Source organism: Methylobacillus sp. MM3 (assembly GCF_001645185.1).
Lineage (GTDB): Bacteria > Pseudomonadota > Gammaproteobacteria > Burkholderiales > Methylophilaceae > MM2.
Map to the genome: position 1 here is coordinate 314235 of NZ_LXTQ01000001.1, position 25356 is coordinate 339590.

A 25356-nucleotide genomic window follows, 5' to 3' on the forward strand; every position below is an offset into this window, starting at 1 on the left:
CCCCTATTCGGCATGGATCTCGACCATTTGTTCCAATATTCTGCGCACGCGATGCATGGTTTCATGCAGCACATTGCCTATGGCTTCGTAATGAATTCCTTGTGCACTCGTACCTCGCCCCGCAGCATGGTTAGCCACCACGCCCAAGGCGGCATAACTGATTTCAAGCTCGCGCGCGAGTGCAGCTTCCGGCATGCCGGTCATGCCCACCATGGTCGCGCCGTCGCGCTCGAGGCGGTTGATTTCAGCGGCCGTTTCCAGCCGAGGCCCTTGTACCGCGGCATACACGCCGCCATCGATAAAGCCTTCGCCCGCCGCCTGTGCGGCTTGCATGCACAGTTCGCGCATCCTGGGGCAATAGGGATCGGTAAAGTCGATATGCGTCACCGGCTTGTCGACCATGTCATGGAAGGTCGTTTTGCGTCCATGCGTGTAATCGATGATCTGATTGGGAATCACGATGGAGCCGGGTATCAGATCGGGATGAATACCGCCAACGGTTGCAACCGAGACTACATCCTTCACTCCTTCGGAATACAGCGCCCATAAATTGGCACGATAGTTCACAAGATGCGGCGGGATGGTATGGCCATAGCCGTGACGGGCCAGAAACACAACCTGATGGTTATTGATATTGCCGTAAGTCAGGGGGCCGGAAGGCTCGCCGTAAGGAGTACGAATCACCTGCCTGTGTGTAATTTCAAGACTTGTCAGTTGTGTAAGGCCGGTGCCGCCGATGATGCCGAGCATAAAATTCCCAAGAGTCAGTTTTCACCGGATTGTAACGCAAAGCCCTGCGGAGTGAAGATGGGTTATGGCATACTGCCGCCTATGAATCATGCCGTTACCCGCGACAGTCTCAAGCTCGCCAATACTCATTACGAAAACTTCCCGGTTGCCTCGGTCTTGCTGCCGATGCGCCTGCGCAAACCCATCGGCCTGATTTACGCTTTTGCGCGTCAGGCGGACGATTTCGCCGACGAGGGCGATCTCGTGCCGGAGGCGCGCCTGGCTTTGCTGGACGGCTTTCGCAAGGAGTTGGATCGCATTGCCGCCGGCAACACGCCCGATACCGAGCTTTTCCGCACGCTGGCCGCAATGATCGCCGAACGCAATCTGCCCTTGCAGCCGTTCTACGATCTTCTTGATGCATTCAGCCAGGATGTCGTCAAAACGCGCTATGAGAATTTCGGCGAAGTCATCGACTACTGCCGCCGCTCGGCGAATCCCATCGGCCGCCTGCTGCTGCACCTGTACGGTGAGGCCACCCCGCGCAATCTCGGCTATTCGGACGCTATCTGCTCCGCGTTGCAGATCATCAATTTCCTGCAGGATGTCGAAATCGACTATCGCAAGGATCGCATCTATTTTCCGCTCGACGAAATGCGCAAATACCGTATCAAGGAAGCCCAGATCGCCAGCCATGATGCGGGCGGCATGTGGTGGAACTTCATGCAGTTCGAGATTGAGCGCGCACGCAAGCTGCTGCAATCCGGCGCGCCGCTCGGACTGGTGCTCAAGGGCCGCATCGGCATGGAAATGCGCACGATTATCGCCGGCGGCGAACGCATCCTGAGCAAACTGCACAAACACAGGGGCGACATGTTCAACCATCGCCCCGCACTCACTCCCCGCGACTGGGGGTACATGCTCTATCGCGCAGTCAGGGCCAAATAATGAATCCGCACGACTACTGCCAGCAGAAAGCCGCTGCCAGCGGCTCCAGCTTTTATTACAGCTTTCTTTTTCTGCCCAAGCCAAAACGCCAGGCAATTACAGCGCTCTACGCTTTTTGCCGCGAGGTGGACGACGTGGCCGATGAATGCACGGATGCGGGCATCGCCCGCACCAAGCTGGCCTGGTGGCGCACGGAAATCGCCAATCTTTACGCGGACAAGCCGCAGCACCCGGTAACGCAGGCATTGACCGATGCCGTGCGCGACTACAATCTGGCCGAAGAGCATTTTGTAGAAATCATTGACGGCATGGAGATGGATCTCGACCAGAACCGTTACCGCGACTTCAAGGAATTGCACCTTTACTGCTATCGCGTCGCCAGCGTTGTCGGATTGCTCTCCGCGTCTATCTTCGGCTACAGCGACCGCAAAACCCTCAAATATGCGCACGATCTCGGCCTGGCTTTCCAGTTGACCAACATCGTGCGCGACGTTGGCGAAGACGCGCGCCGCGGCCGCATTTATCTGCCTCTCGATGAAATGGCGCAACACGGCGTCAGCGAAGCCGAAATCCTGCAGGGACAGGAAAGCGACAATGTACGACGTTTGCTCGAATTCCAGATCGAACGTGCCGAAGACTATTACCGCCGCGCTTTCGAAGAACTCCCCAAGGCCGATCGTCGCGACCAGCGTACCGGCCTCATCATGGCTGCCATTTATCGTGCCCTTCTCGACGAAATCCGGCTGGGCGGTTGCGAGAAGGTGCTAAACCATCGCGTGTCGCTAACCCCGCTGCGCAAGTTGTGGCTGGCCTGGAAAACATGGCTCAAGAGCTAATCTACCCAGAGGCGATGCAGCCTTGCGTGTAGCCGTCATTGGCGGCGGTTGCGCCGGACTTGCCGCCGCAGTGGCGCTGGCCGAGCGCGGCGTCTTCGTCACCGTATTTGAAGCCGCCAAACAGTTGGGCGGCCGTGCGCGCGGACTCAACTGGAAGGGAAAGCGGCTGGATAACGGCCAGCATATTCTGATCGGCGCCTACCGCGATACGCTACGCCTGATGCAGATGGCCGGTATCGACGCCGATGCCGCGTTCATGCGCCTGCCGCTGCAATTGATACAGCACCGGCAATTCAGGCTGCGTGCTTCTGCCCGGCTGCCCGCACCCCTGCATATTCTTTGCGGCTTATTACGTGCCGAAGGGCTAAGCCATCGGGAACGACTGGCGGCGCTACGCCTGATGATCGCACTTCGGCTTTCCGGTTTCCGCCTGAAACAGGATGAAGCACTGGGCGCATTTCTCGCACGCTATCGGCAACCCGAGCGCGTCACCCGTTGCTTATGGGAACCGTTATGTCTCGCTGCGTTGAATACGCCCGTAGCTCAAGCCAGCGCACAGGTCTTTCTGAATGTTTTGCGCGACAGTTTTTCAAAAACCAAAAGCGACAGCCATTTACTGCTGCCGCGCATCGATTTGTCCGGGCTGCTCATCGAACCGCTCGGGCGATATATCCGGACGCATGGAGGCGAAATCCGGCTTGGCGCAACGGTGACCGCGATCCGCCGACAAGATGAGGGCTTTAGCGTGGAATACGCTGAAGAAACCCAGCATTTCAGTCATGTCGTCGCCGCCGTTTCGCCGTTTCGCCTGCCCGACCTGCTCGCACAATTGCCGCAACAGGCACAGAGCACTCGCCAATGCGAAAGCTACGATTACCAGCCCATCTATTCGGTTTACGTCCAGTATCCGGATTCCGTGCACCTGCCCTTCCCAATGATCGGCCTTACCGGCGGTCACGTGCAATGGGTACTGGATCGCGGCGGTCTTGACGGCCAAGCCGGTCTGCTGGCGGTGGTTATCAGCGCCGAAGGCCCGCATCAGAAACTAACCCAGGAAGCACTTGCGGAAGAGATCATACGCGAGCTGGCCCTAGCCTTTCCCGAGTTGCCGCAACCGCGCTGGCACAAGGTCATCGCCGAGAAGCGCGCAACCTTCGCCTGCACTCCAAACCTGGAGCGCCCAACCCAGAAGACCGATATAGCCAACTTTTATCTCGCAGGCGATTACACAGCCGGAGACTACCCCGCCACCATCGAAGGCGCCGTCAGAAGCGGTATCACGTGCGCCAAGCTGATTCTGGCGTCCTGAGCGGCATTTCTGCTATGCTGAATCCATGACCGCACATCTTTACGATTTCCTGCTCCATTGGGGCGTCATGAGCCTGTCGCTCTGGGTCGCCAGTTATGTCTTCAATGGTCTGACGTTTTCCAGCAAATCCTCGCTGCTGGTCTCGGCGCTGATGCTGGGTTTTGCCAATGCCATTGTGCGCCCCATCCTGGTATTCCTGACTTTTCCGCTTACCCTGCTGACGTTCGGGCTGTTTCTGCTGGTGATCAATGCCTTGGTGATCATGCTGGTCGCGGCAGTAGTCAAAGGTTTCAAGGTATCAGGCTTCTGGACGGCGTTTTTTGCCAGCATTTTCATTGCCGCGTTCAGTTTTTTCATCGAATGGTTGCTGCCTGGCAGTCACCCGGTGGTATTCACAACGGGCAATACGCTCAGCATCTGACGGCCGCTTCCGCTAAAATGCGCGCTTTATCTTTTCGGATCGCGCAATGAACTACCAGCCGCCTCAGAACCATCTCCAGGATCGCGTGATCCTCGTCACCGGCGCCGGCCAGGGTATCGGCAAGACTGCCGCGCTCGCGTTTGCCACGCAAGGTGCCACGGTGATCCTGCTCGGGCGCAAGGTGAAAAAGCTGGAAGCCGTGTATGACGCCATAGTCGCCGCCGGCGGACCCCTGCCCCTGATCTTTCCGATGAACCTGGAAAAGGCCGGCGAAGAGGATTTCAAGGGATTGGCAGAAGGCATCTACCAGCAGCTCGGCCGACTGGATGGCATCCTGCATAACGCCAGCCGCTTCGATAACCTCAGTCCGCTGGAGATTCAAACGACTGAACAATTCACCGGCATGCTCCAAACCAATCTTATCGCGCCTTTCGCGCTGACAAAGGCTTGCCTGCCCTTGCTGAAACGCGCTCCCGATGCTTCTGTCATCATCACATCCACCACTGCGGCTCATCACCCGACTGCCTACTGGGGAATGCATGCAATCTCCAACAGTGCAGCAGAAACTTTGGTCAGGATTTGGGCACAGGAATTGGAAACCTTCCCCAACATGCGCATCAACGCGGTGATTCCCGGACCGGTGCAATGCCCGCAACGCAAGCTTTCGCATCCGGGGGAACTCCATGCAAATCTGCCGAAACCCGAAGCGATCATGCCGCTTTATCTCTACCTGATGGGACACGACAGCGCAGGCATCAGCGGGCAGACATTCGAGGCGCAAAAGCCCGCGCAATGAGCTGGCTCATCACCAAATACCTGCTGACAGCCGGGGTCGTGGTTCTGGTCTCGGAAATCGCCAAGCGCAGCGACAAGCTGGGCGGATTGGTGGCAGCACTGCCGCTGGTGACGATATTGGCGCTGATCTGGCTATATGTAGAAGACCAGCCGACTGCGAAGATTGCGAACCACGCCTGGTACACCTTCTGGTATGTCGTACCGACGCTGCCGATGTTTCTGGTTTTCCCCGTATTGCTGCCGCGTATCGGATTCTGGCCCTCCCTGCTTGCTTGCGTGATCCTGACGCTCATCTGCTTTGGGATATGGGCGCTGGTGCTACGCCGAGTTGGAATCGAACTGCTTTAACTGTCGCGCAGACGGGCCAATGCTTGCTCCAGGCGATCGACTCCATAGACCTCGATATCCTTGACTGCTTGCTTGGGCTGATTGGCCTTGGGAACGATGGCATGGGTGAATCCCAGCTTGGCAGCCTCTTTCAGGCGTTCCTGACCGCGCTGCACCGGGCGCACCTCTCCGGCTAAACCAACCTCACCAAAAACAATAAGTTTCTGCGGCAAGGGTCTGTTTTTCAAGGATGAAACAATTGCAAGAAGTACTGCCAAATCCGCAGCCGGCTCGCCGATCCGCACCCCGCCTACGGCGTTGACGAAAACGTCCTGATCGAAACATGCAACCCCGGCATGGCGGTGCAGAACAGCCAGCAGCATCGCCAAACGGTTTTGCTCAAGCCCTACGCACAGGCGCTTGGGATTGGGCGCATGCGCCTCATCGACCAAGGCTTGCACTTCCACAAGCAAAGGCCGCGTGCCCTCCTGCGTCACGGTAATGCACGAGCCCGCTACCTGCTCGGCATGATGCGACAGAAACAACGCAGACGGATTGCTGACCTCGCGCAAGCCCTTCTCGGTCATCGCGAATACGCCGAGCTCATTGACTGCGCCAAAGCGGTTCTTGAAAGCACGCACCAGGCGGAAGCTGGAGTTGGGATCACCCTCGAAATACAACACCGTATCGACGATATGCTCCAACACGCGCGGCCCGGCCAGCGAACCTTCCTTGGTCACATGCCCAACCAGAATGACGGTGATTCCCAGTTGCTTTGCCAGACGCGTCAGCTGTGCCGAACACTCGCGAACCTGCGCCACCGAGCCAGGCGCGGATTGCAGAGCTTCGGAGTACACGGTCTGGATGGAATCGATGACTGCAACATCGGGTTTGTGCGTCTGCAGGATCGCAACGATTTTTTCCAGATTGATCTCAGCCAACAGTTCCACCGGGCTGGCATCCAGGCTGAGGCGCTTGGCGCGCATGGCAATCTGCTGGGCAGACTCTTCACCGCTAACGTAAACCACGCGTTGACGCCCGCCGATGTGACACAAGGTCTGCAGCAACAGCGTGGATTTTCCGATGCCGGGATCGCCGCCAATCAGCACTACGCCACCGGGCACAAGGCCGCCGCCGAGTACGCGATCGAATTCGACGATACCCGTAGGATGACGCGGCACCTCGGCTGCTTCGACATCTGCCAGCTTCTGCAATCCGGCGGTTTGCGCCAGCGACGCGAAGCGGCTGGCCGAAGGTGCTTCGGCGATAGTCTCGACCAACGTATTCCATGCGTTGCAACTCGGGCATTGTCCTTGCCACTTTGGCGTCTGCCCGCCGCATTCCGTGCAGGTATAGACGGTTTTCGCCTTTGCCATCTAGTTTTCCTCAACCGGCACGCGCGGTGCCAATGCGCATAACAATTCATACCCTACCGTGCCCGACGCTTGCGCGACGGCATCCACCGACACCTGCGCGCCCCACAATTCCACCGGGCTGCCGAGGTCAGCTTCCGGAATACCGGTCAGGTCGGCATACAGCATATCCATGGAAACACGACCTATCGTGCGCGTAAGCTTGCCCGCGACCGCTATCGGCGTGCCGTTGGGCGCATGTCGCGGATAACCGTCGGCATAGCCGCAGGCTACGACACCGACCCGCGTCGGCTTCTCGGCGATGAAACGCCGGCCATAACCGACGGCATCACCCGGCTGCATGGCCTGTATTGCGATGATTTCACTGCCAAGCGTCATCGCAGGGTGCAAATCGAGATCGGCAAAGGACAGATCGGAATATGGGCTGGCACCGTAGAGCATGATGCCGGGGCGCACCCATTCGGTGTGCGTTTGCGGGTAACGCAGGATGGCTGCAGAATTTGCCATGGTACGCGGGGCCGGAATTTGACTGGTCAGTCCATCGAACAATTCGAATTGCTTCTCGATGCCCGGCGGTTCGTCAGCCGTGGCGAAATGTGTCATCAAGGTCAGCTGCCCGACCGATGCACAGGCCCGCAGACGATCATAAAAACTCCAGAAACGCCCCAAGGGCACGCCCAGCCGGTTCATGCCGGTATTCACCTTGAGAAATACGTCGATGGCGGGCAATCCCTTCGCGCGTTCCAGCATGAGCAATTGCGGCTCGGAGTGCACAACGATTGCCAGCCTGTGTCTGGCGGCAACAGCAAGTTCGTCCGCGCTGAACAAGCCCTCCAGCAACAGGATCGTCTGCTGCGCATACCCGGCTTCGCGTAGCGCGACGCCTTCGGAAACGTTAAGCACGGCAAAGCCATCGGCGTCACGTAACGCCGATGCAACGCGCAACAGACCGTGGCCGTAGCCGTTGGCCTTGATGACGGCCATCATTCTGGAATTTGGAGCATGCCGTCGTGCAACGGTGAGATTGTGACGCAGCGCGTCGGTATGGATGGTAGCGAGTATCGGGCGCGTCATGCCTAAGCGTGGGTCTTGTTAATATTCGTCGCTGCCGAAAGCATTGCCACCGGCGAAATTTTCAAAGCGAGTGTGCTCACCCAGGAAGGTCAGGCGCACAGTACCGATCGGACCGTTACGCTGCTTGCCGATAATGATTTCCGCCGTGCCCTTGTCCGGGCTATCCGGGTTGTAAACCTGATCGCGATAGATGAACAGAATCACGTCGGCGTCCTGTTCGATGGCGCCGGATTCGCGCAAGTCGGACATGACCGGACGCTTGTTCGGGCGTTGTTCAAGACCGCGATTCAGCTGGGAAAGCGCGACAACAGGCACATCAAGTTCCTTCGCCAAGGCTTTGAGTGCACGGGAAATTTCAGAAATTTCCGTAGCGCGATTTTCGCCCTGCCGCGTCGCAGCCATCAATTGTAAGTAGTCGATGACAATCAAGCCTAGCTTGCCACACTGACGATGCAAACGCCGCGCACGGGCACGGACTTCCAGCGCATTGAGGCCGGCACTTTCGTCGATGAACATCGGGGCATCGTTCAGTTTGCCCAGGGCGGTCGTCAAGCGCACCCAGTCCTCGTCCTCCAGACGCCCGGTACGCATGCGATGCTGGTCCAGCCGGCCTACCGAACCGATCATCCGCATCGCGAGCTGGGTCGCGCCCATTTCCATGGAAAATACTGCCACCGGCAAGCCGGTATCGAGCGCCACGTTTTCGGCAATGTTGAGGGAGAACGCGGTTTTACCCATGGACGGACGGCCGGCCACAATCACGAGATCGCCCGGCTGCAAGCCCGAAGTCATTGAATCCAGGTCGGCAAACCCGGTCGGAATGCCGGTCACATCGCTGGCATTGTCGCGCTGGAAGAGCTGATCGATGCGGTCGGCGACTTGCGGCAGCAAGGTCTTGATATCGATAAAACCCTGCGTGCTGCGCTTGCCGCCCTCGGCAATCTCGAAAATCCTGGCTTCGGCCTCGTCCAGCAGTTGCGCGGCATCCTTTCCCTGCGGGCTGAATGCGCTCTCGGCAATGCTGGAACCCACCTCCACCAGGCTGCGCATGACTGCGCGCTCGCGCACGATTTCGGCATAGCGGCGAATATTCGCGGCAGAGGGAGTGTTCTGCGCCAGCGCGCCGAGATAGGAAATTCCACCCACGCCGGAGAGCTGTGCGGTACTTTCCAGCGACTCGGCCACGGTAACGATATCCGCCGGCTTGTTATGCTCGATCAGGCGGCTGATATGTTCGTAAATGACGCGATGGTCATGGCGATAGAAATCGCCGGAAGCAATCAGGTCGGCGATCTTGTCGAGCGCCTCGTTTTCGAGCAGCAATCCGCCCAACACTGACTGCTCGGCTTCAACCGAATGGGGAGGGAGTTTTAGTGATGCGAGGGAGTCGTCGGCCATGCCGGATTATATCATCGGCCTGTCAGTAAATTTGGAGGGTTTATGCATGCCGGAGACATGGCGCGAAGCCCATGCGAACAGTTTTACATCCCGAACAGGCAAATAAAAAGGGCTGCCGAGGCAGCCCTTTTTCAGTAACGCGAGCTTGACGACTTAGTGTTCGCCGAGCACGGAAACGGTAATGTCGACAACGACGTCGGCATGCGGAGCCACGCTGATCGCGTGGTCGCCGATGGTCTTCAGCGGGCCGTTCGGCATGCGGATTTCAGACTTGGTCACCTCAAAGCCTTGCGCGGTCAGCGCTTCGGCGATGTCGTGATTGGTCACGGAACCGAACAGACGACCGTCAACACCGGCCTTTTGCGAGATTTGCAGCATGAAACCAGCCAGCTTCTCGGCGCGTACTTGAGCCACTGCCAGGATTTCGGCTTGCTTCTGTTCCAGCTCGGCGCGCTTGGCGGCGAACTCAGCCTTGTTGGCTTCGGTCGCACGCTTGGCCTTGCCTTGCGGGATCAGGAAGTTGCGGCCGTAACCGTCCTTGACCTTGACGATATCGCCCAGGGTGCCCAGGTTGGTAACTTTTTCCAGAAGGATAACTTGCATTGCTGTCTCTCCTTAGTGCTTGTCGCAGTAAGGCATCAGGGCCAGGAAACGGGCGCGCTTGATAGCCGTGGTGAGCTGACGCTGATAACGAGCCTTGGTGCCCGTGATGCGTGCAGGGATGATCTTGCCGTTTTCGTTGATGAAGTCCTTCAGCAGGTCCACATCCTTGTAATCGACTTCCTTGATGCCTTCTGCCGAAAAGCGGCAGTAACGGCGGCGGCGGAACATATCGCGTGCCATGATTCAACCTTTCTCAATAATCTCTAATTCGTTTATGTGCAGGACCAGCTGGCGGCTGTTAAGGCTTCTTTTCGCAAGAAACCCGGCAACTCTGGCATGACATCCGAGCTTGAGTCCCTTGGCCTGCTCGGCCATTTTCGCCATCGCAACGGCGGGAACTTCACATTCAACCTGGCGATTCATGCCTGCTTCGTTTTGTTGCGAAGCATGCTTGAGGGTAAATGCCAGGAGCGGGATGCCTGCCGGGGTGTAGCGCAACTCGGCGACTTCCGTCACCTCACCGCTCAGCACCAGCCGGTTGCTAATCACTTAAGCCGCGGCAGCTTCCGCAGCAGCCGGCGCTTCTTCCTTGTTCAGGACGGACTTGGCCTTTTCTTCCTTCATCATCGGGGAAGGAGCGGTAACGGCATCCTTCATCGCGACGGTCAGGTGGCGCAGCACGGCATCGTTGAACTTGAATGCGTGTTCCAGCTCGCCCAGGGCTTCCTGGCCGCATTCGATGTTCATCAGCACGTAGTGTGCCTTGTGGATTTTCTGGATCGGGTAAGCCAGTTGGCGGCGGCCCCAGTCTTCCAGGCGGTGGATTGCGCCGCCGCTGGTGGTGACGAGCGCGCGATAGCGCTCGATCATGGCAGGCACTTGCTCGCTCTGGTCCGGATGGACGATAAATACAACTTCGTAATGTCGCATTGATACTCCTTTTGGTTTAACAGCTGCCCGCATGCGAATAACGGTGCAGCAAGGTTGAAGAGCGCAAGATTCTAATGGAATTCGTTAAATAAATCAAACGGTTTCATCGACTGATTACGCCGTTTCAAGGGCATGCTAATATTCCGCGCAAACACTCCTAGAAAAACAGTCATGGCCCCTCCTCCGATCATTGAAGAACGCAACCAGGACAGTCACCGTGCAAAAGTCCGGATAGGCGTTGCTGTCGCGCTTCTGGTGACCGCCATCGGCATACTGGCCATTCTCAATCAACGCCGAACAGAACCTGCGGCCGAAGAACCTCAAACGGAGCAGGCCATCGAACAAACCAGCCTTTCCAGCGCAGACATGGAGGCACCGGCAGCCATGCCGGAAGATGCCGCGCCCACGATTGCCTCCGTACCCGAAGCCACGGCGGAGGCTGTACCGCCGCCGCCTATTCCGGGAAAACTTCCTGATATTTCAACCGTCCCAGGCGCAATGCCGGCAACCGGCTCGGCGCTGGAAGAAGAAAGCTCGGGCGCTGACCCAGCCACACCCTACATCGCAAGCGCGGCAAAAACCCTAGGCAAACCGGGAGCGTCTGTGGTTGCCGTTCAATCTCCGGCCGTGAACCCGGCATCCGCGGCACAGCCCTCCGGCGCGCGCGCATCGATACCGGCCGCCCCTGCACCGAAAGCCTTCGAAGTACAACTGGGTGTTTTTACCGATATCGACAATGCCAAGCAACTTCAAGCAAAACTGGCACAGCAAGGGATACCTTCCCATACGGAAACGCGCGTGCAGATCGGCCCGTTCAAGTCGCGCGCCGAAGCGGATCGTGCAAGGGAAAAATTGAAAGCACTGGGAGTGACCGCCGTAATCCTCGGCAAATAAAATCAGTCCGGCGCGGTCGTACCCGCCGTTGCCGCAAAGCGGACATAAAACAGGGAAATCTTTTCTGCCTGAAGCCTTGCCACCAGCAAGTTGATGGCGGCCTCTTCGGCAAAGAACTCCACCATCATCGGCAAATCGCCGGCCAGCTCGAAAAAGTGTTCCTCGTGCATTTTTCCATGCCGTCCGTAACCCGCCACGGCACGAAAAGCGGATCCGCCTGGAATGCCTAGCGTCCGCGCCTCTTCCAGCAACCATTCGTAAAGCAATTTACCGTCATGCTTGGCCGTTTGCGGAACATAGAGCTTAAGGAAATTTCCGGTCATGTCAGCTCCTGATGAGATTGACGGTCAGGATGCCGAGCCCCGTCATGGCAAGCGATCCCAGCAAATGCAGGGCAATATGCGCCGCAACCCAGCCGTATTGCTGTCGCGACAGCAAGGTGACCGCTTCCGCTGAAAAGGTGGAAAACGTAGTAAGGCCGCCCAGGAACCCGGTCATGATAAACAGCCTGGCTTCGGCAGGCAGGCTGGCATATTGTGCCAGCAGGCCCATGGCAATACCCATCAGGTAGCCGCCGACAAGATTGGCGGCGAGCGTTCCCAATGGCAAGGTAGGCACCAGAGGGTTGAGGATCAGCCCCAGCCACCAACGGAGCCAGGCGCCGCTCGCAGCGCCTATGCCTACCGCCAATAACCCTCCGGCGTTCATGCGATGTTACAGCTCGTTACGCCACTCCTGGTCTTCGCAATCGAACAGACGGCTGGTCTCTTGCGGCCCCCAGGTTCCGGCCGGATAGGTATGGATGAAATCCCGCTCCTGTTGCCAGTGTTTCAGGATAGGATCGACCACGCGCCACGCCCACTCCACTTCGTCGAAGCGGATGAACAGCGTCTTGTCGCCTTCGATCACATCCAAGATCAGCGCCTCATAAGCCTCAAGCGGCTTCTCATCCGGTTTGCGATAGGAAGCGTTGAGTTGCACGGTACGCGTTTCCATACCCAGGCCAGGCGCCTTGATATGCAGTTCCATATGCATGGATTCATTGGGCTGCAGCGACAGCAGAATCCAGTTCGGCTCGATTTCCTCGACCGGGGTGTCATGGAACAGGTGCTGTGGAGGGTGACGCAGGCGAATTGCAATCGTGGATTGCGTCTTCTCCATACGCTTGCCGGTGCGCAGGTAGAACGGCACACCGCGCCAGCGCCAGTTGTCGATATAGAACTTGGCGGCGGCAAAGGTTTCGGTCGCGGTGTTCGGCTCGACACCCTGCTCTTCCTGATAACCTTGCACCGGCTGCCCCTTGGCGGTTCCGGCCGCATATTGCGCACGGAACGCATAGGCATTGACCGCATCCTTGGGAATCGAACGCATGGACTTCAGCACCTTCACCTTTTCGTCGCGCACGGCATCGGCTTCGAGCGAGGGCGGCGGTTCCATCGCGACCACGGTCAGCAACTGCATCAGGTGATTTTGCAGCATGTCGCGCAACGCGCCGGATTTGTCGTAGTAATCGGCACGAGTACCGATGCCGAGATCTTCGGCCACGGTGATTTGCACATGATTGATGAAATTGCGGTTCCAGATCGGCTCGATCAGTGTATTGGCGAAACGGAATACCAGCAGGTTCTGCACGGTTTCCTTGCCCAGATAGTGGTCGATGCGGTAGATCTGTTCTTCGTCGAAGTGCTTGTGTAGCGAACGATTGAGTTGCTGCGCGGTTTCCAGATCGGTACCGAACGGCTTCTCGACGACGATGCGATGCAGGCCGCGCGGCTTGGAAAAGCCGAATTCGTCGAGATAATTGATGACGGTGTTGAAATCCTTCGGAATGATGGAAAGATAGAACACGATGTTGCTGCATATGCCTTCGCGCGGCTTGGCAAGTTCCTCCCGCAGCTTCTTGTAGAACTCCGGCTCGCGCAGGTCGCCCGAAAGATAGGCAAAACGCTTGGCAAAACGCGCGGCGATTTGCGGATCGACCTTATCACCGAATTTATCGTGCAGCACCTTATCCAGATGTTCCAGCCACGCTTCCTGCGTATATTCCTGGCGACCGAGCGCGAGGATGCTCATATCGCCCGGAATGCGACCTGCAACTTCCAGGTTATACAGCGAAGGCAGCAGCTTGATGGTGGCCAGGTTTCCGGTCGCGCCGAAAATAACGAAATGGCATGGCCCCGGAATGGTTTCTTGATTGCTCATTTTAGGTTAGTCCCTTACTTTACTTTTATCGCGTGGCCGCCAAAGCCTTTACGCATCATGGCCAGCATCTTGTTTCCAAACTCATCCTTGCCCTGGCTGGCGAAGCGCGTCATCAGCGCAACCGTTATCGCCGGCGCGGGCACTCCCTGCGCGATGGCCTCGTTAACCGTCCATCGCCCTTCCCCTGAATCGGCAACATAGGGCTCGATTCCATTCAACTGCTGGTCTTGCGCCAAAAACTGTACGGTTAATTCCAGCAGCCAGCTCCGTATCACGCTTCCGTCCTGCCACATTCCGGATATGGCTGCGAGATCAAAACCAAATTCAGTCTTGCCTTTCAACAGCGAAAAACCTTCCGCATAGACCTGCATGATGCCGTACTCGATGCCGTTATGGACCATCTTGACGAAATGGCCGGCACCGCTCGGGCCGCAATGCAACCAACCCTTATCGGGCATCGGAGCCAGAGCTTGCATCAGCGGCTCCACGCGCTTCACGGCGGAAGCATCGCCGCCTACCATCAGTGCATAACCGTTCTGCAGCCCCCAGATACCCCCGGCCGTCCCGACATCCAGGTAATCAATGCCCAGCTCTTTCATTTCAGCCGCACGCGACTGCGATTCCTGATAATTGGAATTACCGCCTTCAATCACGATATCGCCCGGCGAGAGCAGGCCGCGCAACTCATCGAGCGTTTGCTCCGTCGGTTCGCCCGCGGGCAGCATCAACCAGATCGCACGCGGCGCAGGCATTTTCGCGACCGCATCGGCAAGCGAAACTGCAACTTCGAGGCCGCATTCGTCGGCAAGCTCCTGGGTGACGTCCTGGTCAAGGTTGTAACCTACGACCTCGTGGCCTGCACGACGCAACCGACGCGCCATATTGGCACCCATTTTGCCCAAACCAATCATTGCTACTTGCAAGAAAATTCTCCTTTTCCATTCCGCGGGTGTTATCTTGCCCGCGACAGATTGATCAATTATTCTAACAGGTTTGACTCCTTGACGATAACTGCCAAGGTCTGGCCGCGCTGCAATGCGGCTCAGACTGTCCCGAAAGAAAGATATTCCGTTGCGCATTCTCTACGTTACTTCAGAAGCCTTTCCACTCATCAAGACCGGGGGGCTCGCCGATGTCAGCGGCTCGCTGCCGGCAGCATTCAGACACCTTGGCGAAGATGTACGCCTGCTGATTCCGGGTTATCCCCAAGTATTATCCAAATTACGCAATACACGCCCCCTGCTGGATCTCAAATGGCTCCCGATGGTAGGCAACGTCAGGCTGGTTCTCGGCGAGATGCCCGAAACAGGTGTGCCGGTAATCGCTGTGGACCTTCCGCAACTCTATGTTCGCGACGGCGGTCCCTACCTCGACCCTCAAGGTCACGAATGGGCGGATAATCCGCTACGCTTCGGCACTCTTTCGCGCATTGCGGCCATACTGGCCAGCAAAGCCAGCCCATTGTCCGACTGGATTCCGGATGTCGTGCATTGCAACGACTGGCAATGCGGGTTGACCCCGGCCTATATGCACTATTCAGGCTCGCCATGCGCCAAATCGGTGCTGGGAGTCCACAATCTCGCCTTCCAGGGAAATTTCCCGGCTGAATGGGTGGACAGACTCGGTCTGCCGCACGAAGGTTTCAGCATCAATGGTTTTGAATACTACGGACAGCTCTCCTTTCTGAAGGCCGGCGTGTTTTACTCGGACAGTATTGCGACAGTTAGCCCGACCTATGCACATGAAATCCAGACGGCGGAATACGGATTCGGCTTGCAAGGGCTGCTGGCAACACGCAGCAAGGATATTCACGGCATTCTGAATGGCATCGACACCGACGAATGGGATCCGGCTCAGGATGCGCATCTGCCGCAAACATACGACAGCAGGAGCCTGAACAAGAAAGAGGCAGTCAAATTGGCCCTGCAGCAGCGGCTAAGCCTGAACCAGGACGCTGACGTACCCTTGCTGGGCGTAGTCAGCCGCCTTACCAGCCAGAAGGGCCTCGACCTGTTCCTCAAGTGCGCAGTGCCCTTGCTGGATCAAGGCTGCCAGATCGCCGTCCTTGGCGGCGGCGATCCCGCACTGGAGCAAGGTTTTCTGCAACTGGCTCATGCGCACCCGCAGCAGGTCAGCGTCACCATCGGCTACAACGAACCGCTATCGCACCTGATCATGGCCGGGACGGATATCTTCATCATGCCTTCGCGCTTCGAACCGTGCGGCCTGAACCAGATGTACGGTTTGCGCTATGGCACGCCTCCGGTCGTGCGCCGCACGGGAGGGCTGGCCGACTCGGTGCACAATACGACAGCCACATCGCTGGCAAACAATAGTGCAAACGGTTTTGTCTTCGATCTGCCGAATACCAAGGAGCTATTAACGACCATCCAACGCGCCTTGAGCAGTTATGGCAACAAGGTCGAATGGCGCCAGATTCAGCAAAACGGAATGGCTGTGGATTTGAGTTGGGATCACAGCGCCCAGGAATACCTGAATATTTATCGCTCACTCATGTGAGGAAAATCAGCTTTGGCATAAGTGTTGCTTGAAGATTAAGCAAGCTTTTCTCCAAAGCTTAAATCTCCTCCTTGAGGGTGCGCTTCGCACCCTTCTTTTTTGCAATCAAAGATCTGTCCAAAAACTGCAAACGGCGCTCAGTCCAGCTTGATGAAGTGCTCGCGGTAATATTTCAGCTCTTCGATCGACTCGTGAATGTCCGCCAGCGCAGTATGCTTGCTAGCCTTCTTGAAGCCATCGTAGACCTTGGGTTTCCAGCGGCGCGCCAACTCCTTGAACACGCTGACATCCAGGTTGCGGTAGTGAAAATAGTCTTCCAGATTGGGCATGTAGCGCGCCATGAAGCGGCGATCCTGGCAGATGGAATTGCCGCACATCGGCGATTTGTTGGCGGGAACCCACTCCTTGAGGAATTCGATCATTTGCGCTTCTGCGGCGGCTTCGTTCAGCGTCGAAGCCTTCACCTTGTCGATCAGGCCGGATTTGCCATGTGTGCCCTTGTTCCATGCATCCATGCCGTCCAGCACTGCGTCGGACTGATGCACGACCAAGACAGGGGATTCAGCGAGAATTTCCAGATTGGCATCCGTGATAACGACCGCGAGCTCCAGAATGACATCGCTGTCGGGGAGCAGCCCGCTCATCTCCATATCGATCCAGATTAGATTATTGTTATCTTGTGCCATAATGAACCTTAATGCCTTTCAACGCTTCCAAATAGTGTCGAGTTTAACCGAAAATAAATCACGATGACCGCTTTTACCGCCCTGTTCCTGAGTTTGCTCGTTCTGACCACACTGATTCGTTTCTGGCTTGGGCGGCGACATATTGCCTATATCCAGTCGCACCGAAATACCGTTCCTCCGGCCTTCGCGAGCAATATCAGCCTCGATGCGCATCGGAAAGCGGCCGATTACTCGTCCGCCAAGACACGGCTGGTCATCACCGAAAGCCTGGTGCAGGCTGTTCTGTTATTTGTCTTCACTCTGGGGGGTGGCCTGCAGTGGATAGATGAAGCCTGGCGCGGGATTTTGCCGGATGCCGAGATTTTTCGGGGTGCCCTGGTCATCCTTTCGGCTTTCGTCATCAGCAGCCTGATCGAGATACCGCTGGATTACTACAAGGCCTTCGTCGTGGACGAGCGCTTCGGTTTCAACAAGATGACACGCAGCATGTTCTTCACCGATCTGATCAAGCATGCAGTGGTCGGCCTGGCTCTCGGCGCACCCTTGCTCTTTGCAGCACTGTGGCTGATGCAGGGAGCCGGCAGCTGGTGGTGGCTGTATCTGTGGGTGCTGTGGTCAGGCTTCAATCTGTTGATGCTGGCGGTTTATCCGACCGTGATCGCGCCCTTGTTCAACAAGTTCTCGCCGTTGACTGACGAAGCGCTGAAAACGCGCATCGAAACCTTGCTGACGCGCTGCGGCTTCAAATCGCAAGGCTTGTATGTCATGGATGGCTCGCGCCGCAGCAGCCATGGCAACGCCTATTTCACCGGCTTCGGCGCCGCCAAGCGCGTGGTGTTTTTCGATACCCTGCTCGACCGGCTGGATGCTGACGAAATCGAAGCCGTATTGGCGCACGAGCTCGGCCACTTCAAGCACAAGCACGTCATCAAGCGTATTGCGCTGATGTTCATTGTCAGCTTCTTTGGCCTGGCCCTGCTCGGCTGGCTGGTCAATCAGCCGTGGTTCTACGCCGATCTGGGCGTCGCCAATCCCAGCAACTACATGGCGCTGCTGCTGTTCATCCTCGTCAGCCCGGTCTTCACTTTCCTGTTCAGGCCGCTGCTGGCAGGTTATTCCCGTAAAAACGAATTTGAGGCCGACGAATATGCGGCCACGCATTCCAACGCGAAACACCTGGTCGAAGCCCTGGTCAAACTTTACCGCGACAACGCTTCGACCCTGACGCCGGATCCGTTGCACTCGGCATTTTACGACTCACACCCGCCGGCAAGCATACGGATCGCCAAGCTCGAATCCTGAAGGAGCATTCCATGCGCAGCGCAGCCATCATCGGTTTGATAATCATTGGAATGTTTTCCCCGATGGCACACGCCGATCCTTTCGAGCGCGGCGATGCCGCCATCGGCAAAGCGCTGGTGGAAAAGCATTGCATTTCCTGCCATGCCAGCAGCTACGGGGGTGACGGCTCCGGTATCTATACGCGAGAGGATCGCAAGGTCAGGGATGGCAGTTCACTGGTGCAGCAAATCCGGAGTTGCAATACCAATCTCGGACTGCAATGGTTTGAAGATGAAGAAATTCACGTCGCCCGCTATCTGAATAATACCTACTACCACTTCGATCGCTAACGGCAGAGCTCTGCCGCTTTCGTCAGCTTTACTTCGGCCCCGGAGCGCTAGCGGCCGGATCAGTTGTTCCGGAATACGCCGGCCATGCCGACTTGAACTCCTTGAGCGATAGCTTACCGTCATGGTTGCTGTCGGAACTCTGGAAAACGCGATCAAACCCCGGCAACACTGTCACGTCAGCCAAAGATATGTAACCTTTCTTGCCATTATCCAGCTTGGCAAACACCGATTCGGCGGTTTCCTGCTTGCTCGGCACGACAGTCGGCATTTCCTGCGCGCCCGGTGTCGTTTCCATCTCGCCGGTTTCGCCTGCGCCAGCAAGATTTGCAAATGCAAGTACACCGGCAATCAATAGTGCTCGTAGTGCATGGACGAACATTACCATCCAATTCATGACTTTCTCCTTTTGATTTTGCGGTCGATGCCGCAAAGTCACTCAACCCCATCGAGATAATTGATTGTATTTATTTAAGTTATGATCGACAGCCTGCGCTGGCGCGGCTTCACGCATTTATTAAAAGGACGCCCTACCGCAAAGGAAAGTTCCTCCCAACGTCAGGCTCGGCGAAAATTAGGCAATAATGACGCCATGCAAAAACAAAACGCTCCCAAGTCGCAACTCCTATCCGCGCTCGTCGTCGCTTCGTTCGGCAAGCGCTACGATGTCGAACTCGAAAATGGCACGCAAATCAGCTGCGTAACGCGCGGGAAGAAAAGCGATCTTGCTTGCGGCGACCGGGTGGAAATACACATGACCTCCGTTAATGAAGGCGTTGTCGAAGATATCTTGCCGCGCAGCAGCCTGCTCTATCGCAGCAATGAGTATCGCAAAAAGCTGTTGGCTGCGAATGTCACGCAGATCATTATCGTCATCGCCGCCGAACCCAGCTTTTACGAAGATCTCGTCAACCGATGCCTGATCGCGGCAGAAGCTGCCGGCATCCGGGCGCTAATCCTGCTGAATAAAAGCGATCTACCCGAAACGTCCGCAGCCTTGAAACGCCTGGAGTTGTACCAGTCTCTCGGATATCCGGTGCAAGCGTTATCTGCCAAACAGGACGCCTCGCAGCTTCGGTCGTGGCTGCAAGGGCAGACCAGCGTGTTGGTCGGCCAGTCGGGGATGGGAAAGTCCACGCTAGTCAATGCCTTGCTACCCGAGGCGAAGTCCCGCACGCAGGAAATTTCGGCCGTGCTGGATAGCGGCAAGCACACCACGACCTCGGCGCGTCTCTACCATCTGGACAGCGCAAGCAGCCTGATCGACTCGCCCGGCTTGCAGGAATTCGGCCTGAATCACCTTACTTCGGACGAAATGGAGCATGCTTTCATCGAGTTCCGCCCTTATCTGGGCAAATGCCGCTTCAACAATTGCCGCCATCACAAGGAGCCGGACTGCGCCATTCTTAACGCGGTCAGGGATGGAAAAATCAGTCAAATCCGATTAGAGTCCTATCAAAAGCTGCTTTCCGAACTTGCATGACGAAGACTGCCTTCATCAGCCACCCGGACACCTTGCTGCATGTCATGGATGGCCACCATCCGGAATCGCCGGCACGCATTTCGGCGATCAAGGAGCAGCTTGCGCGCACAAAAACCCTGGAGCATCTGCAAATCCATGAGGCGCCGCTTGCAACGGACGAGCAACTCACCCGCGTTCATTCGCCTGCCTATGTGAAACGTATCCGCGAAATCGCGCCGCCGGCCGGCATCGTACGCCTCGACCCGGACACCGCGATGGGGCCGATGACGCTTTCGGCAGCGCTGCATGCGGCGGGTGCAACCGTGCTGGCGACAGATCTCGTCACGGCGGGCAAGGCGCAGAATGCCTTCTGCTGTATCCGTCCGCCCGGACATCATGCGGGCGTCGCCAATGCTGCCGGGTTCTGCATTTTCAATAACGTCGCGGTTGGCGTCGCGCATGCCATTGCAAAACATGGCATCGAGCGCGTCGCGATTATCGACTTCGATGTGCACCATGGCGACGGCACGGAGAACATTTTTCGCGACAACCCGCATGTGATGCTGTGCTCGACCTTTCAACACCCCTTCTACCCTTATCGCGGTGCCGACACGCGCACCGAACGCATGGTCAATATGCCATTGCCAGCGATGACGGACGGCAAGGGTTTCCGCGCAACGGTGGAGAATGAGTTCGCACCGGCATTGGAAAAATTCAAACCGCAAATGGTATTTGTTTCTGCAGGTTTCGATGCGCATGCATTGGATCCGCTCGCCGAATTGAGGCTGGTGCGCGAGGACTACATCTGGATAACGGACTTCATCAAGGATATTGCGCAAAAACATGCCCAGGGGCGCATCGTCTCATCGCTCGAAGGCGGCTACGACTTGCCTTCGCTGGCCGATAGCGCAAATGCGCATGTCAGGACGCTGGCCGGGCTATGACGTGCTGTCGATAATGTGAATCGCGGCGACAGTCAACGACACGGTCGCGGTCACGCCTTCCGCTATTTCGTTGCGCCGCGCAAGATGACTGGGAACATCGAGCCATAGCAGCGAACGATCTTCGTCTTCCATGCGTACCGCCAGCCGGGTGATTTCCCCTAACTTGTGCACTGTATCAACGATGCCTTGCAATTGATTTTCGCGTTCGGTGTGCGATGGGCGGTCACGGCGATGGAACACAACGCCGTCGGAAGGAATCACCCATTGCACCCGACTGCCCGGCACGAGCTCGGGACGATAGGGAGTCTTCAGCACAATAGACCCAAAACGTAATTGGGTGCACTCATGTTCCGGCGCGTGCCCGGCGATTTCCCCGTGATAAATATTGCGTATGCCCACCAGCCGTGCCACATCCGCACTCACCGGCCTCGCCACCAGCTCAAGCGGTTTATCCGTCTGTAGCGTCCTGCCGCGATGCAGCACGCACATCTCGTCCGCCAGCAGCATCGCCTCGCGCAGATCGTGCGTCACCATCACCAAGGGCATGGACAGGCTTTGCTTCAGCATCGCCAGTTCACCATAAAGCCGCTCGCGGGTGGCGTGATCGACCGCAGAAAAGGGTTCGTCCAGCAACAGCACCTGCGGTTCGCGCGCCAATGCCCGGGCTACAGCCACGCGTTGCTGCTGGCCGCCTGACAGCTGCCCCGGCTTTCGCGACTCCAGCCCCGCCAGATTCACCCGTTCGAGCAGGTCATGCGCCGCGGCTACGCGCGTTTCCGGCGCGCGGTGCAGCATGCCGGACATCACGTTATGCAACACATCGAGGTGCGGAAACAATGCAAAATGCTGCGGTACATAGCCGACACGGCGCTTGCGTGCGGGCAGATAATGCCCGGCTGCGCTGTCGAACCAGGTTTCTCCGCTGCAACTTATATATCCATGCCTGGGCTGCACCAGCCCAGCCAGTGCCCGCAGCAGCGTCGTCTTTCCGCTGCCCGAGGGGCCCACCAAGGCCAGCAACTGCCCGCCCGTGCAGCGCAGTTCGGCATCCATGGGAATAGGCGATTCCTGCTGCAAACGTACGATCAGTTCAGACATTGCGATAGGCATGGAGACGGCCGGCATAACGGCCGAGAACATTGGCGAAAACCAGCAAGCCCAGCGAAATCAGCAGCAACAGCAGCGACATGCTGCCCGCCCCTTCAAAATTAAGCGACTGCACCTGGTCATAGATGGCGATGGAAACAGTTTTGGTTTCACCGGGAATCGCGCCGCCGACCATCAGGACCACGCCGAATTCTCCCAGCGTATGTGCAAATGACAGCGTCAGCCCCGTGAGCACGCCTGGCCACGCCAACGGCAGATCAATCGCCCACAGCGAACGCCAGAAGGTCATCCCGCAGCATTGCGCGGCATCGCGTACATCCTGGGGAATCGATTCGAAAGCGCGCTGCGCGGGCTGGATGGCGAATGGCAGATTGACCAGGACGGAAGCAATCAGCAATCCGCTGAAACTGAATACCAGCGAGCGCCCGAATAACTCGGTAAACCACACGCCGACCGGCGAATGAGCCCCCATGCCGACCAGCAGGTAATAACCGATGACAGTAGGCGGCAGCACCAGCGGCGTGGCGATAGCAGCTTCAAGAAGTATCTTGCCGCGAAAATTGCTTTCCGCCATCCAGCGTCCGGCAAAAACACCTACCGGCAGCAACAGCACAGTCGTCGCGACAGCCAGCAGCAAGGAGAGCCGGAGCGCCTGCCAATCCATTACGGGGTTTCCTGCGGCATCGCGAAGCCATTGCGCGCAAGAATCGCACGCGCTTTATCCTGCTGCAGAAACGCATAGAACGCTTCCGCACCTGGCCCTGCCTTTCTGGTCAGCGCCATGCGCTGGCGCAACGGTGCATACCAGTCCTGTCGAATCAATGCATACTGCCCGGCTTCTTTCATGGCGGGCGTCAATGCCAGCGAATAGGCGACAATGCCACCGCTGGCATTTGCGCTGGTCGCAAATTGTGCAGCCTGGGAAACATTCTCACCCAGGATCAGCCTGGGTTGCAGCGACTCCCAAAGCTGCGCTTTCTGCAAAGCCTCGCGCGCCGCTCTTCCATAGGGCGCATGGGAAGGATTGGCGATTGCGAAACGCTCGATCTGGCCGTTTTTCAGTGCGTTGCGCAAACCGGCAAGCTGCTCGTCAGCCTTCAACGATGAGTGATGCGGTACGAACAATGCGATGCGGCCGAGAGCGTAAAGCCGCCCATCATCACGCGTAAATCCGCCCTTCGCCAGGTCGAGCACGTATTTTTCATCCGCCGAAAGAAACATCTGGAATGGCGCGCCTTGCCGAATCTGGGCGGCCATGTTGCCGCTGGAGCCGAAGACGATTTCGACTTTTTGCCCGGTATCGGACTGGAATGCCTGCGCGACCTCGCGCAAGGCTGTTTGAAGATCGGATGCGGCGGCAATGAGCGGAACATCGTTCGCGCCGTGCGCCAGCATGCTCCAGCAGATCGTCAATATGGCTGCAAATAGACGCATGAATCTTACCCAGACAAGAATCAGGGCTGAGATTGTACCTGTTGGCCCAATTGCCGGATATGGCCGAAAACATTCTCCTTGCCGATCTGCCCGAGCAAGCCGGTGCGCTTCAGTTTCTCAAGCACATTGGGACGTGCTTCACTCAGCACCAGACGGGTGCCGTTTTTCTTGCAGACATCGAGCAAATCCCACAACGACTGCATGCCGGTCGCGTCAATGAAAGGCACCTGGCCCAGACGCAGTACCAGCGTATCCGCATGACTGTGCACACGCTCCAGCGTGCTCTCGAGGCGTTCGGCGGCACCGAAGAAAAAAGGCCCCTCCATCGTGTAGACCACCGTACCAGGATGCAATGAGAAATTGCCGTCGGCAACCTCCTCCCGCAATGACTCATGCGACTGTACTTCTATGCTGACCGCCTCCGACATGCGCTTCATGAAGAGCAATGCCGCCAGCAAAACACCGATATTGACCGCAATCACCAGATCGCCGAAAACTGTCAGCGCAAATGTAATCAGCAGCACGGCGACATCCGGTTTTGGTGCTGTACGCACCATGTGCGTGAAACGATGCATCTCGCTCATGTTGTAGGCCACCACGAACAGGATCGCCGCCAATCCGCATAACGGGATATGCACGGCCAAAGGCGCCAGCAGGAGAACGATGACTACCAGCGTCACTACATGCGCAATGCCGGCCAGCGGGCCGGTAGCGCCATTGCGTATGCTGGTCGCGGTGCGCGCGATGGCTCCGGTAGAGGCAAACCCGCCGAACAGTGGAGAAAAAATATTGGCGATGCCCTGCCCGACCAGTTCCTGGTTGGAGTCGTGTCGGGTGCCGGCCATGCCGTCAGCAACGACGGCGGACAGCAATGATTCGATGGCGCCCAGCAAAGCGATCGTGAATGCCGGGCCGATCAGATTCAGCATGTCAGACAAGGTCAGCGAAGGCGGCGCGAAATGCGGCAGGCTTTGCGGAATGCCGCCGAAAGCACTGCCTATCGTCGCAACACCTTCAAACTTGAAAAATCCTTGCACCACGGCGGCAAAGATCATGGCGACCAGCGGCGCCGGAATGCGCTTGAAATATCGCGGCGAGAGCAGCAACACCGCAAGCGTCGCGCATCCCAGCAAGGCCGTTTCGAGATGCAGGTGCGGGAAAGCCAGCACCATCTGCCAGAGTTTTTCATGAAAATGGTCAGCACTCTCCATCGGCTGCAAGCCGAGAAAATCCTTCCATTGCCCGACGAAAATGATGACGGCAATACCGCTGGTAAAACCGACGATGACCGGATCGGGAATGAATCGTATGACGCCGCCGAGGCGGGCCAGCCCCATCAATAACAGCATGACGCCGGCCATCAGCGTAGCTACTTGCAGGCCTTCGATGCCGTACTGGGTGGTGATGCCGGAGAGAATCACGATAAACGCGCCGGTCGGTCCGGCAATTTGCAGCCGGCTGCCGCCGAATAGCGAAGTCAGCAATCCTGCCACGATAGCGGTGTAGAGGCCCTGCTCCGGCTTGGCGCCCGAGGCAATCGCGAATGCCATGGCCAGCGGCAAGGCTACGATGCCGACAATGACCCCGGCAATCAGATTGCCCAGCCAGTGCTCCCGCGACAGCAGCCCTGCTTTATGAGCTTCGAGTATGGCAATCATGAGCGCCCCGGATTCCCCCTATATAAGAAATGTTTTATCTTAGCATCCCGGCTAGTCCGGACGCATGCGTTCCGCCGT

Annotated in this window: 30 protein-coding genes; 12 read left to right on the forward strand and 18 right to left on the reverse strand. The window is 57.4% G+C overall.

Annotated elements, in window-relative coordinates; translation table 11 throughout:
• Positions 1 to 3: 3 nt before the first annotated feature.
• On the reverse strand, positions 4 to 750 hold the full coding sequence (locus A7976_RS01500; protein ID WP_067106070.1) for an S-methyl-5'-thioinosine phosphorylase: 747 nt from the start codon (positions 748 to 750) through the stop codon (positions 4 to 6).
• A 57-nt stretch (positions 751 to 807) separates the two neighbouring features.
• Here A7976_RS01500 and hpnC point away from each other — a divergent pair, with 57 nt between their 5' ends.
• The 6 genes from hpnC to A7976_RS01530 are packed head-to-tail and all read left to right on the forward strand — an operon-like array spanning position 808 to position 5386.
• Positions 808 to 1677 carry a squalene synthase HpnC gene (gene hpnC / locus A7976_RS01505; protein WP_088178359.1) on the forward strand — a complete coding sequence of 290 codons (870 nt, stop codon included), beginning with the start codon at positions 808 to 810 and terminating at the stop codon, positions 1675 to 1677.
• Positions 1677 to 2513: a presqualene diphosphate synthase HpnD gene (gene hpnD, locus A7976_RS01510; protein WP_067106072.1), complete on the forward strand. Its 837-nt coding sequence runs from the start codon at positions 1677 to 1679 to the stop codon at positions 2511 to 2513. The genes hpnC and hpnD overlap by 1 nt, the downstream gene beginning before the upstream one ends.
• 22 nt (positions 2514 to 2535) lie before the next feature.
• A complete protein-coding gene (gene hpnE, locus A7976_RS01515) occupies positions 2536 to 3822 on the forward strand; it encodes a hydroxysqualene dehydroxylase HpnE (RefSeq protein WP_067106074.1) in 1287 nt (428 codons plus the stop codon).
• 25 nt (positions 3823 to 3847) lie between these two features.
• A complete protein-coding gene (locus tag A7976_RS01520) occupies positions 3848 to 4243 on the forward strand; it encodes a phage holin family protein (RefSeq protein WP_067106076.1) in 396 nt (131 codons plus the stop codon).
• Positions 4244 to 4289: 46 nt separating this feature from the next.
• Positions 4290 to 5039 carry a YciK family oxidoreductase gene (locus A7976_RS01525; RefSeq protein WP_067106078.1) on the forward strand — a complete coding sequence of 250 codons (750 nt, stop codon included), beginning with the start codon at positions 4290 to 4292 and terminating at the stop codon, positions 5037 to 5039.
• Positions 5036 to 5386, forward strand: coding sequence for a DUF3147 family protein (locus tag A7976_RS01530; RefSeq protein WP_067106080.1), 351 nt, complete (start codon positions 5036 to 5038; stop codon positions 5384 to 5386). Before A7976_RS01525 ends, A7976_RS01530 begins: the two co-directional genes overlap by 4 nt.
• Here the strand turns inward: A7976_RS01530 and radA are convergent.
• The 7 genes from radA to rpsF all read right to left on the reverse strand — a co-directional run bounded on the left by radA (position 5383) and on the right by rpsF (position 10743).
• On the reverse strand, positions 5383 to 6741 hold the full coding sequence (gene radA / locus A7976_RS01535; RefSeq protein ID WP_067106082.1) for a DNA repair protein RadA: 1359 nt from the start codon (positions 6739 to 6741) through the stop codon (positions 5383 to 5385). The two genes, A7976_RS01530 and radA, sit on opposite strands and share 4 nt — an antisense overlap.
• Entirely contained in the window at positions 6742 to 7812 is a 1071-nt protein-coding gene (gene alr, locus A7976_RS01540; protein WP_067106084.1) for an alanine racemase, read from the reverse strand.
• Between the two features lie 18 nt (positions 7813 to 7830).
• Positions 7831 to 9210 carry a replicative DNA helicase gene (gene dnaB, locus A7976_RS01545; RefSeq protein WP_067106086.1) on the reverse strand — a complete coding sequence of 460 codons (1380 nt, stop codon included), beginning with the start codon at positions 9208 to 9210 and terminating at the stop codon, positions 7831 to 7833.
• 153 nt (positions 9211 to 9363) lie between these two features.
• On the reverse strand, positions 9364 to 9813 hold the full coding sequence (gene rplI / locus A7976_RS01550; RefSeq protein ID WP_067106088.1) for a 50S ribosomal protein L9: 450 nt from the start codon (positions 9811 to 9813) through the stop codon (positions 9364 to 9366).
• Between the two features lie 12 nt (positions 9814 to 9825).
• Entirely contained in the window at positions 9826 to 10053 is a 228-nt protein-coding gene (gene rpsR / locus A7976_RS01555; RefSeq protein ID WP_067106090.1) for a 30S ribosomal protein S18, read from the reverse strand.
• Between the two features lie 3 nt (positions 10054 to 10056).
• A complete protein-coding gene (priB, locus tag A7976_RS01560) occupies positions 10057 to 10362 on the reverse strand; it encodes a primosomal replication protein N (protein WP_067106092.1) in 306 nt (101 codons plus the stop codon).
• Positions 10363 to 10743, reverse strand: coding sequence for a 30S ribosomal protein S6 (gene rpsF / locus A7976_RS01565; protein WP_067106094.1), 381 nt, complete (start codon positions 10741 to 10743; stop codon positions 10363 to 10365).
• Between the two features lie 171 nt (positions 10744 to 10914).
• Here rpsF and A7976_RS15310 point away from each other — a divergent pair, with 171 nt between their 5' ends.
• The gene (locus A7976_RS15310; protein ID WP_067106096.1) at positions 10915 to 11637 is read left to right on the forward strand and encodes an SPOR domain-containing protein; all 723 of its coding nucleotides are present in this window, start codon (positions 10915 to 10917) and stop codon (positions 11635 to 11637) included.
• Positions 11638 to 11639: 2 nt separating this feature from the next.
• Here A7976_RS15310 and A7976_RS01575 read toward each other — a convergent pair whose 3' ends face one another.
• The 4 genes from A7976_RS01575 to gnd are packed head-to-tail and all read right to left on the reverse strand — an operon-like array spanning position 11640 to position 14918.
• A complete protein-coding gene (locus A7976_RS01575; protein WP_067106098.1) occupies positions 11640 to 11960 on the reverse strand; it encodes a DUF190 domain-containing protein in 321 nt (106 codons plus the stop codon).
• Position 11961: 1 nt separating this feature from the next.
• On the reverse strand, positions 11962 to 12345 hold the full coding sequence (gene crcB / locus A7976_RS01580) for a fluoride efflux transporter CrcB (RefSeq protein ID WP_067106100.1): 384 nt from the start codon (positions 12343 to 12345) through the stop codon (positions 11962 to 11964).
• Positions 12346 to 12351: 6 nt separating this feature from the next.
• Positions 12352 to 13839 (reverse strand): glucose-6-phosphate dehydrogenase, encoded by a 1488-nt coding sequence (gene zwf, locus A7976_RS01585; protein ID WP_067106102.1) that lies wholly within the window; start codon positions 13837 to 13839, stop codon positions 12352 to 12354.
• A 14-nt stretch (positions 13840 to 13853) separates the two neighbouring features.
• Complete coding sequence (gene gnd / locus A7976_RS01590) at positions 13854 to 14918, reverse strand: phosphogluconate dehydrogenase (NAD(+)-dependent, decarboxylating) (RefSeq protein WP_371440594.1); 1065 nt, start codon at positions 14916 to 14918, stop codon at positions 13854 to 13856.
• Between gnd and glgA the strand changes: the two genes are divergently transcribed.
• Positions 14911 to 16359 (forward strand): glycogen synthase GlgA, encoded by a 1449-nt coding sequence (glgA, locus tag A7976_RS01595; protein WP_067106106.1) that lies wholly within the window; start codon positions 14911 to 14913, stop codon positions 16357 to 16359. The genes gnd and glgA overlap by 8 nt on opposite strands.
• A 137-nt stretch (positions 16360 to 16496) precedes the next feature.
• Here glgA and orn read toward each other — a convergent pair whose 3' ends face one another.
• Complete coding sequence (gene orn / locus A7976_RS01600; RefSeq protein ID WP_067106107.1) at positions 16497 to 17045, reverse strand: oligoribonuclease; 549 nt, start codon at positions 17043 to 17045, stop codon at positions 16497 to 16499.
• A gap of 63 nt (positions 17046 to 17108) precedes the next feature.
• Between orn and A7976_RS01605 the strand changes: the two genes are divergently transcribed.
• Complete coding sequence (locus A7976_RS01605; RefSeq protein ID WP_067106110.1) at positions 17109 to 18347, forward strand: M48 family metallopeptidase; 1239 nt, start codon at positions 17109 to 17111, stop codon at positions 18345 to 18347.
• Between the two features lie 11 nt (positions 18348 to 18358).
• Positions 18359 to 18676, forward strand: coding sequence for a cytochrome c (locus tag A7976_RS01610; RefSeq protein WP_067106111.1), 318 nt, complete (start codon positions 18359 to 18361; stop codon positions 18674 to 18676).
• A 28-nt stretch (positions 18677 to 18704) separates the two neighbouring features.
• Here A7976_RS01610 and A7976_RS01615 read toward each other — a convergent pair whose 3' ends face one another.
• Positions 18705 to 19070 carry an EF-hand domain-containing protein gene (locus A7976_RS01615; protein ID WP_067106113.1) on the reverse strand — a complete coding sequence of 122 codons (366 nt, stop codon included), beginning with the start codon at positions 19068 to 19070 and terminating at the stop codon, positions 18705 to 18707.
• Positions 19071 to 19265: 195 nt separating this feature from the next.
• Between A7976_RS01615 and rsgA the strand changes: the two genes are divergently transcribed.
• A complete protein-coding gene (rsgA, locus tag A7976_RS01620) occupies positions 19266 to 20156 on the forward strand; it encodes a ribosome small subunit-dependent GTPase A (RefSeq protein WP_067107253.1) in 891 nt (296 codons plus the stop codon).
• On the forward strand, positions 20153 to 21079 hold the full coding sequence (locus A7976_RS01625; protein ID WP_067106115.1) for a histone deacetylase family protein: 927 nt from the start codon (positions 20153 to 20155) through the stop codon (positions 21077 to 21079). Before rsgA ends, A7976_RS01625 begins: the two co-directional genes overlap by 4 nt.
• Here the strand turns inward: A7976_RS01625 and A7976_RS01630 are convergent.
• Genes A7976_RS01630 through A7976_RS01645 form a run of 4 tightly spaced genes read right to left on the reverse strand, consistent with a single transcriptional unit; the run spans position 21074 to position 25278 of the window.
• Complete coding sequence (locus tag A7976_RS01630) at positions 21074 to 22177, reverse strand: ABC transporter ATP-binding protein (RefSeq protein ID WP_067106117.1); 1104 nt, start codon at positions 22175 to 22177, stop codon at positions 21074 to 21076. The genes A7976_RS01625 and A7976_RS01630 overlap by 6 nt on opposite strands.
• Entirely contained in the window at positions 22170 to 22850 is a 681-nt protein-coding gene (modB, locus tag A7976_RS01635; protein ID WP_067106119.1) for a molybdate ABC transporter permease subunit, read from the reverse strand. Before modB ends, A7976_RS01630 begins: the two co-directional genes overlap by 8 nt.
• Positions 22850 to 23620, reverse strand: a complete 771-nt coding sequence (modA, locus tag A7976_RS01640; protein ID WP_067106121.1) for a molybdate ABC transporter substrate-binding protein — start codon at positions 23618 to 23620, stop codon at positions 22850 to 22852. Before modA ends, modB begins: the two co-directional genes overlap by 1 nt.
• 20 nt (positions 23621 to 23640) lie before the next feature.
• Positions 23641 to 25278, reverse strand: coding sequence for a SulP family inorganic anion transporter (locus A7976_RS01645; protein WP_067106123.1), 1638 nt, complete (start codon positions 25276 to 25278; stop codon positions 23641 to 23643).
• Positions 25279 to 25356 lie beyond the last annotated feature (78 nt).

What these genes read in the sequence shown, in the direction of transcription:
- modA (WP_067106121.1), bottom strand. Translation starts at nt 23,620, where the DNA reads ATGCGTCTATTTGCAGCCATATTGACGATCTGCTGGAGCATGCTGGCG.
- dnaB (WP_067106086.1), bottom strand. Translation starts at nt 9,210, where the DNA reads ATGGCCGACGACTCCCTCGCATCACTAAAACTCCCTCCCCATTCGGTT.
- A7976_RS15310 (WP_067106096.1), top strand. Translation starts at nt 10,915, where the DNA reads ATGGCCCCTCCTCCGATCATTGAAGAACGCAACCAGGACAGTCACCGT.
- A7976_RS01615 (WP_067106113.1), bottom strand. Translation starts at nt 19,070, where the DNA reads ATGAATTGGATGGTAATGTTCGTCCATGCACTACGAGCACTATTGATT.
- A7976_RS01575 (WP_067106098.1), bottom strand. Translation starts at nt 11,960, where the DNA reads ATGACCGGAAATTTCCTTAAGCTCTATGTTCCGCAAACGGCCAAGCAT.
- gnd (WP_371440594.1), bottom strand. Translation starts at nt 14,918, where the DNA reads ATGCGCAACGGAATATCTTTCTTTCGGGACAGTCTGAGCCGCATTGCA.
- A7976_RS01645 (WP_067106123.1), bottom strand. Translation starts at nt 25,278, where the DNA reads ATGATTGCCATACTCGAAGCTCATAAAGCAGGGCTGCTGTCGCGGGAG.
- rplI (WP_067106088.1), bottom strand. Translation starts at nt 9,813, where the DNA reads ATGCAAGTTATCCTTCTGGAAAAAGTTACCAACCTGGGCACCCTGGGC.
- zwf (WP_067106102.1), bottom strand. Translation starts at nt 13,839, where the DNA reads ATGAGCAATCAAGAAACCATTCCGGGGCCATGCCATTTCGTTATTTTC.
- rpsR (WP_067106090.1), bottom strand. Translation starts at nt 10,053, where the DNA reads ATGGCACGCGATATGTTCCGCCGCCGCCGTTACTGCCGCTTTTCGGCA.
- A7976_RS01610 (WP_067106111.1), top strand. Translation starts at nt 18,359, where the DNA reads ATGCGCAGCGCAGCCATCATCGGTTTGATAATCATTGGAATGTTTTCC.
- A7976_RS01625 (WP_067106115.1), top strand. Translation starts at nt 20,153, where the DNA reads ATGACGAAGACTGCCTTCATCAGCCACCCGGACACCTTGCTGCATGTC.
- modB (WP_067106119.1), bottom strand. Translation starts at nt 22,850, where the DNA reads ATGGATTGGCAGGCGCTCCGGCTCTCCTTGCTGCTGGCTGTCGCGACG.
- hpnC (WP_088178359.1), top strand. Translation starts at nt 808, where the DNA reads ATGGGTTATGGCATACTGCCGCCTATGAATCATGCCGTTACCCGCGAC.
- A7976_RS01605 (WP_067106110.1), top strand. Translation starts at nt 17,109, where the DNA reads ATGACCGCTTTTACCGCCCTGTTCCTGAGTTTGCTCGTTCTGACCACA.
- crcB (WP_067106100.1), bottom strand. Translation starts at nt 12,345, where the DNA reads ATGAACGCCGGAGGGTTATTGGCGGTAGGCATAGGCGCTGCGAGCGGC.
- A7976_RS01630 (WP_067106117.1), bottom strand. Translation starts at nt 22,177, where the DNA reads ATGTCTGAACTGATCGTACGTTTGCAGCAGGAATCGCCTATTCCCATG.
- A7976_RS01520 (WP_067106076.1), top strand. Translation starts at nt 3,848, where the DNA reads ATGACCGCACATCTTTACGATTTCCTGCTCCATTGGGGCGTCATGAGC.
- A7976_RS01525 (WP_067106078.1), top strand. Translation starts at nt 4,290, where the DNA reads ATGAACTACCAGCCGCCTCAGAACCATCTCCAGGATCGCGTGATCCTC.
- A7976_RS01500 (WP_067106070.1), bottom strand. Translation starts at nt 750, where the DNA reads ATGCTCGGCATCATCGGCGGCACCGGCCTTACACAACTGACAAGTCTT.
- rpsF (WP_067106094.1), bottom strand. Translation starts at nt 10,743, where the DNA reads ATGCGACATTACGAAGTTGTATTTATCGTCCATCCGGACCAGAGCGAG.
- A7976_RS01530 (WP_067106080.1), top strand. Translation starts at nt 5,036, where the DNA reads ATGAGCTGGCTCATCACCAAATACCTGCTGACAGCCGGGGTCGTGGTT.
- alr (WP_067106084.1), bottom strand. Translation starts at nt 7,812, where the DNA reads ATGACGCGCCCGATACTCGCTACCATCCATACCGACGCGCTGCGTCAC.
- rsgA (WP_067107253.1), top strand. Translation starts at nt 19,266, where the DNA reads ATGCAAAAACAAAACGCTCCCAAGTCGCAACTCCTATCCGCGCTCGTC.
- hpnD (WP_067106072.1), top strand. Translation starts at nt 1,677, where the DNA reads ATGAATCCGCACGACTACTGCCAGCAGAAAGCCGCTGCCAGCGGCTCC.
- orn (WP_067106107.1), bottom strand. Translation starts at nt 17,045, where the DNA reads ATGGCACAAGATAACAATAATCTAATCTGGATCGATATGGAGATGAGC.
- radA (WP_067106082.1), bottom strand. Translation starts at nt 6,741, where the DNA reads ATGGCAAAGGCGAAAACCGTCTATACCTGCACGGAATGCGGCGGGCAG.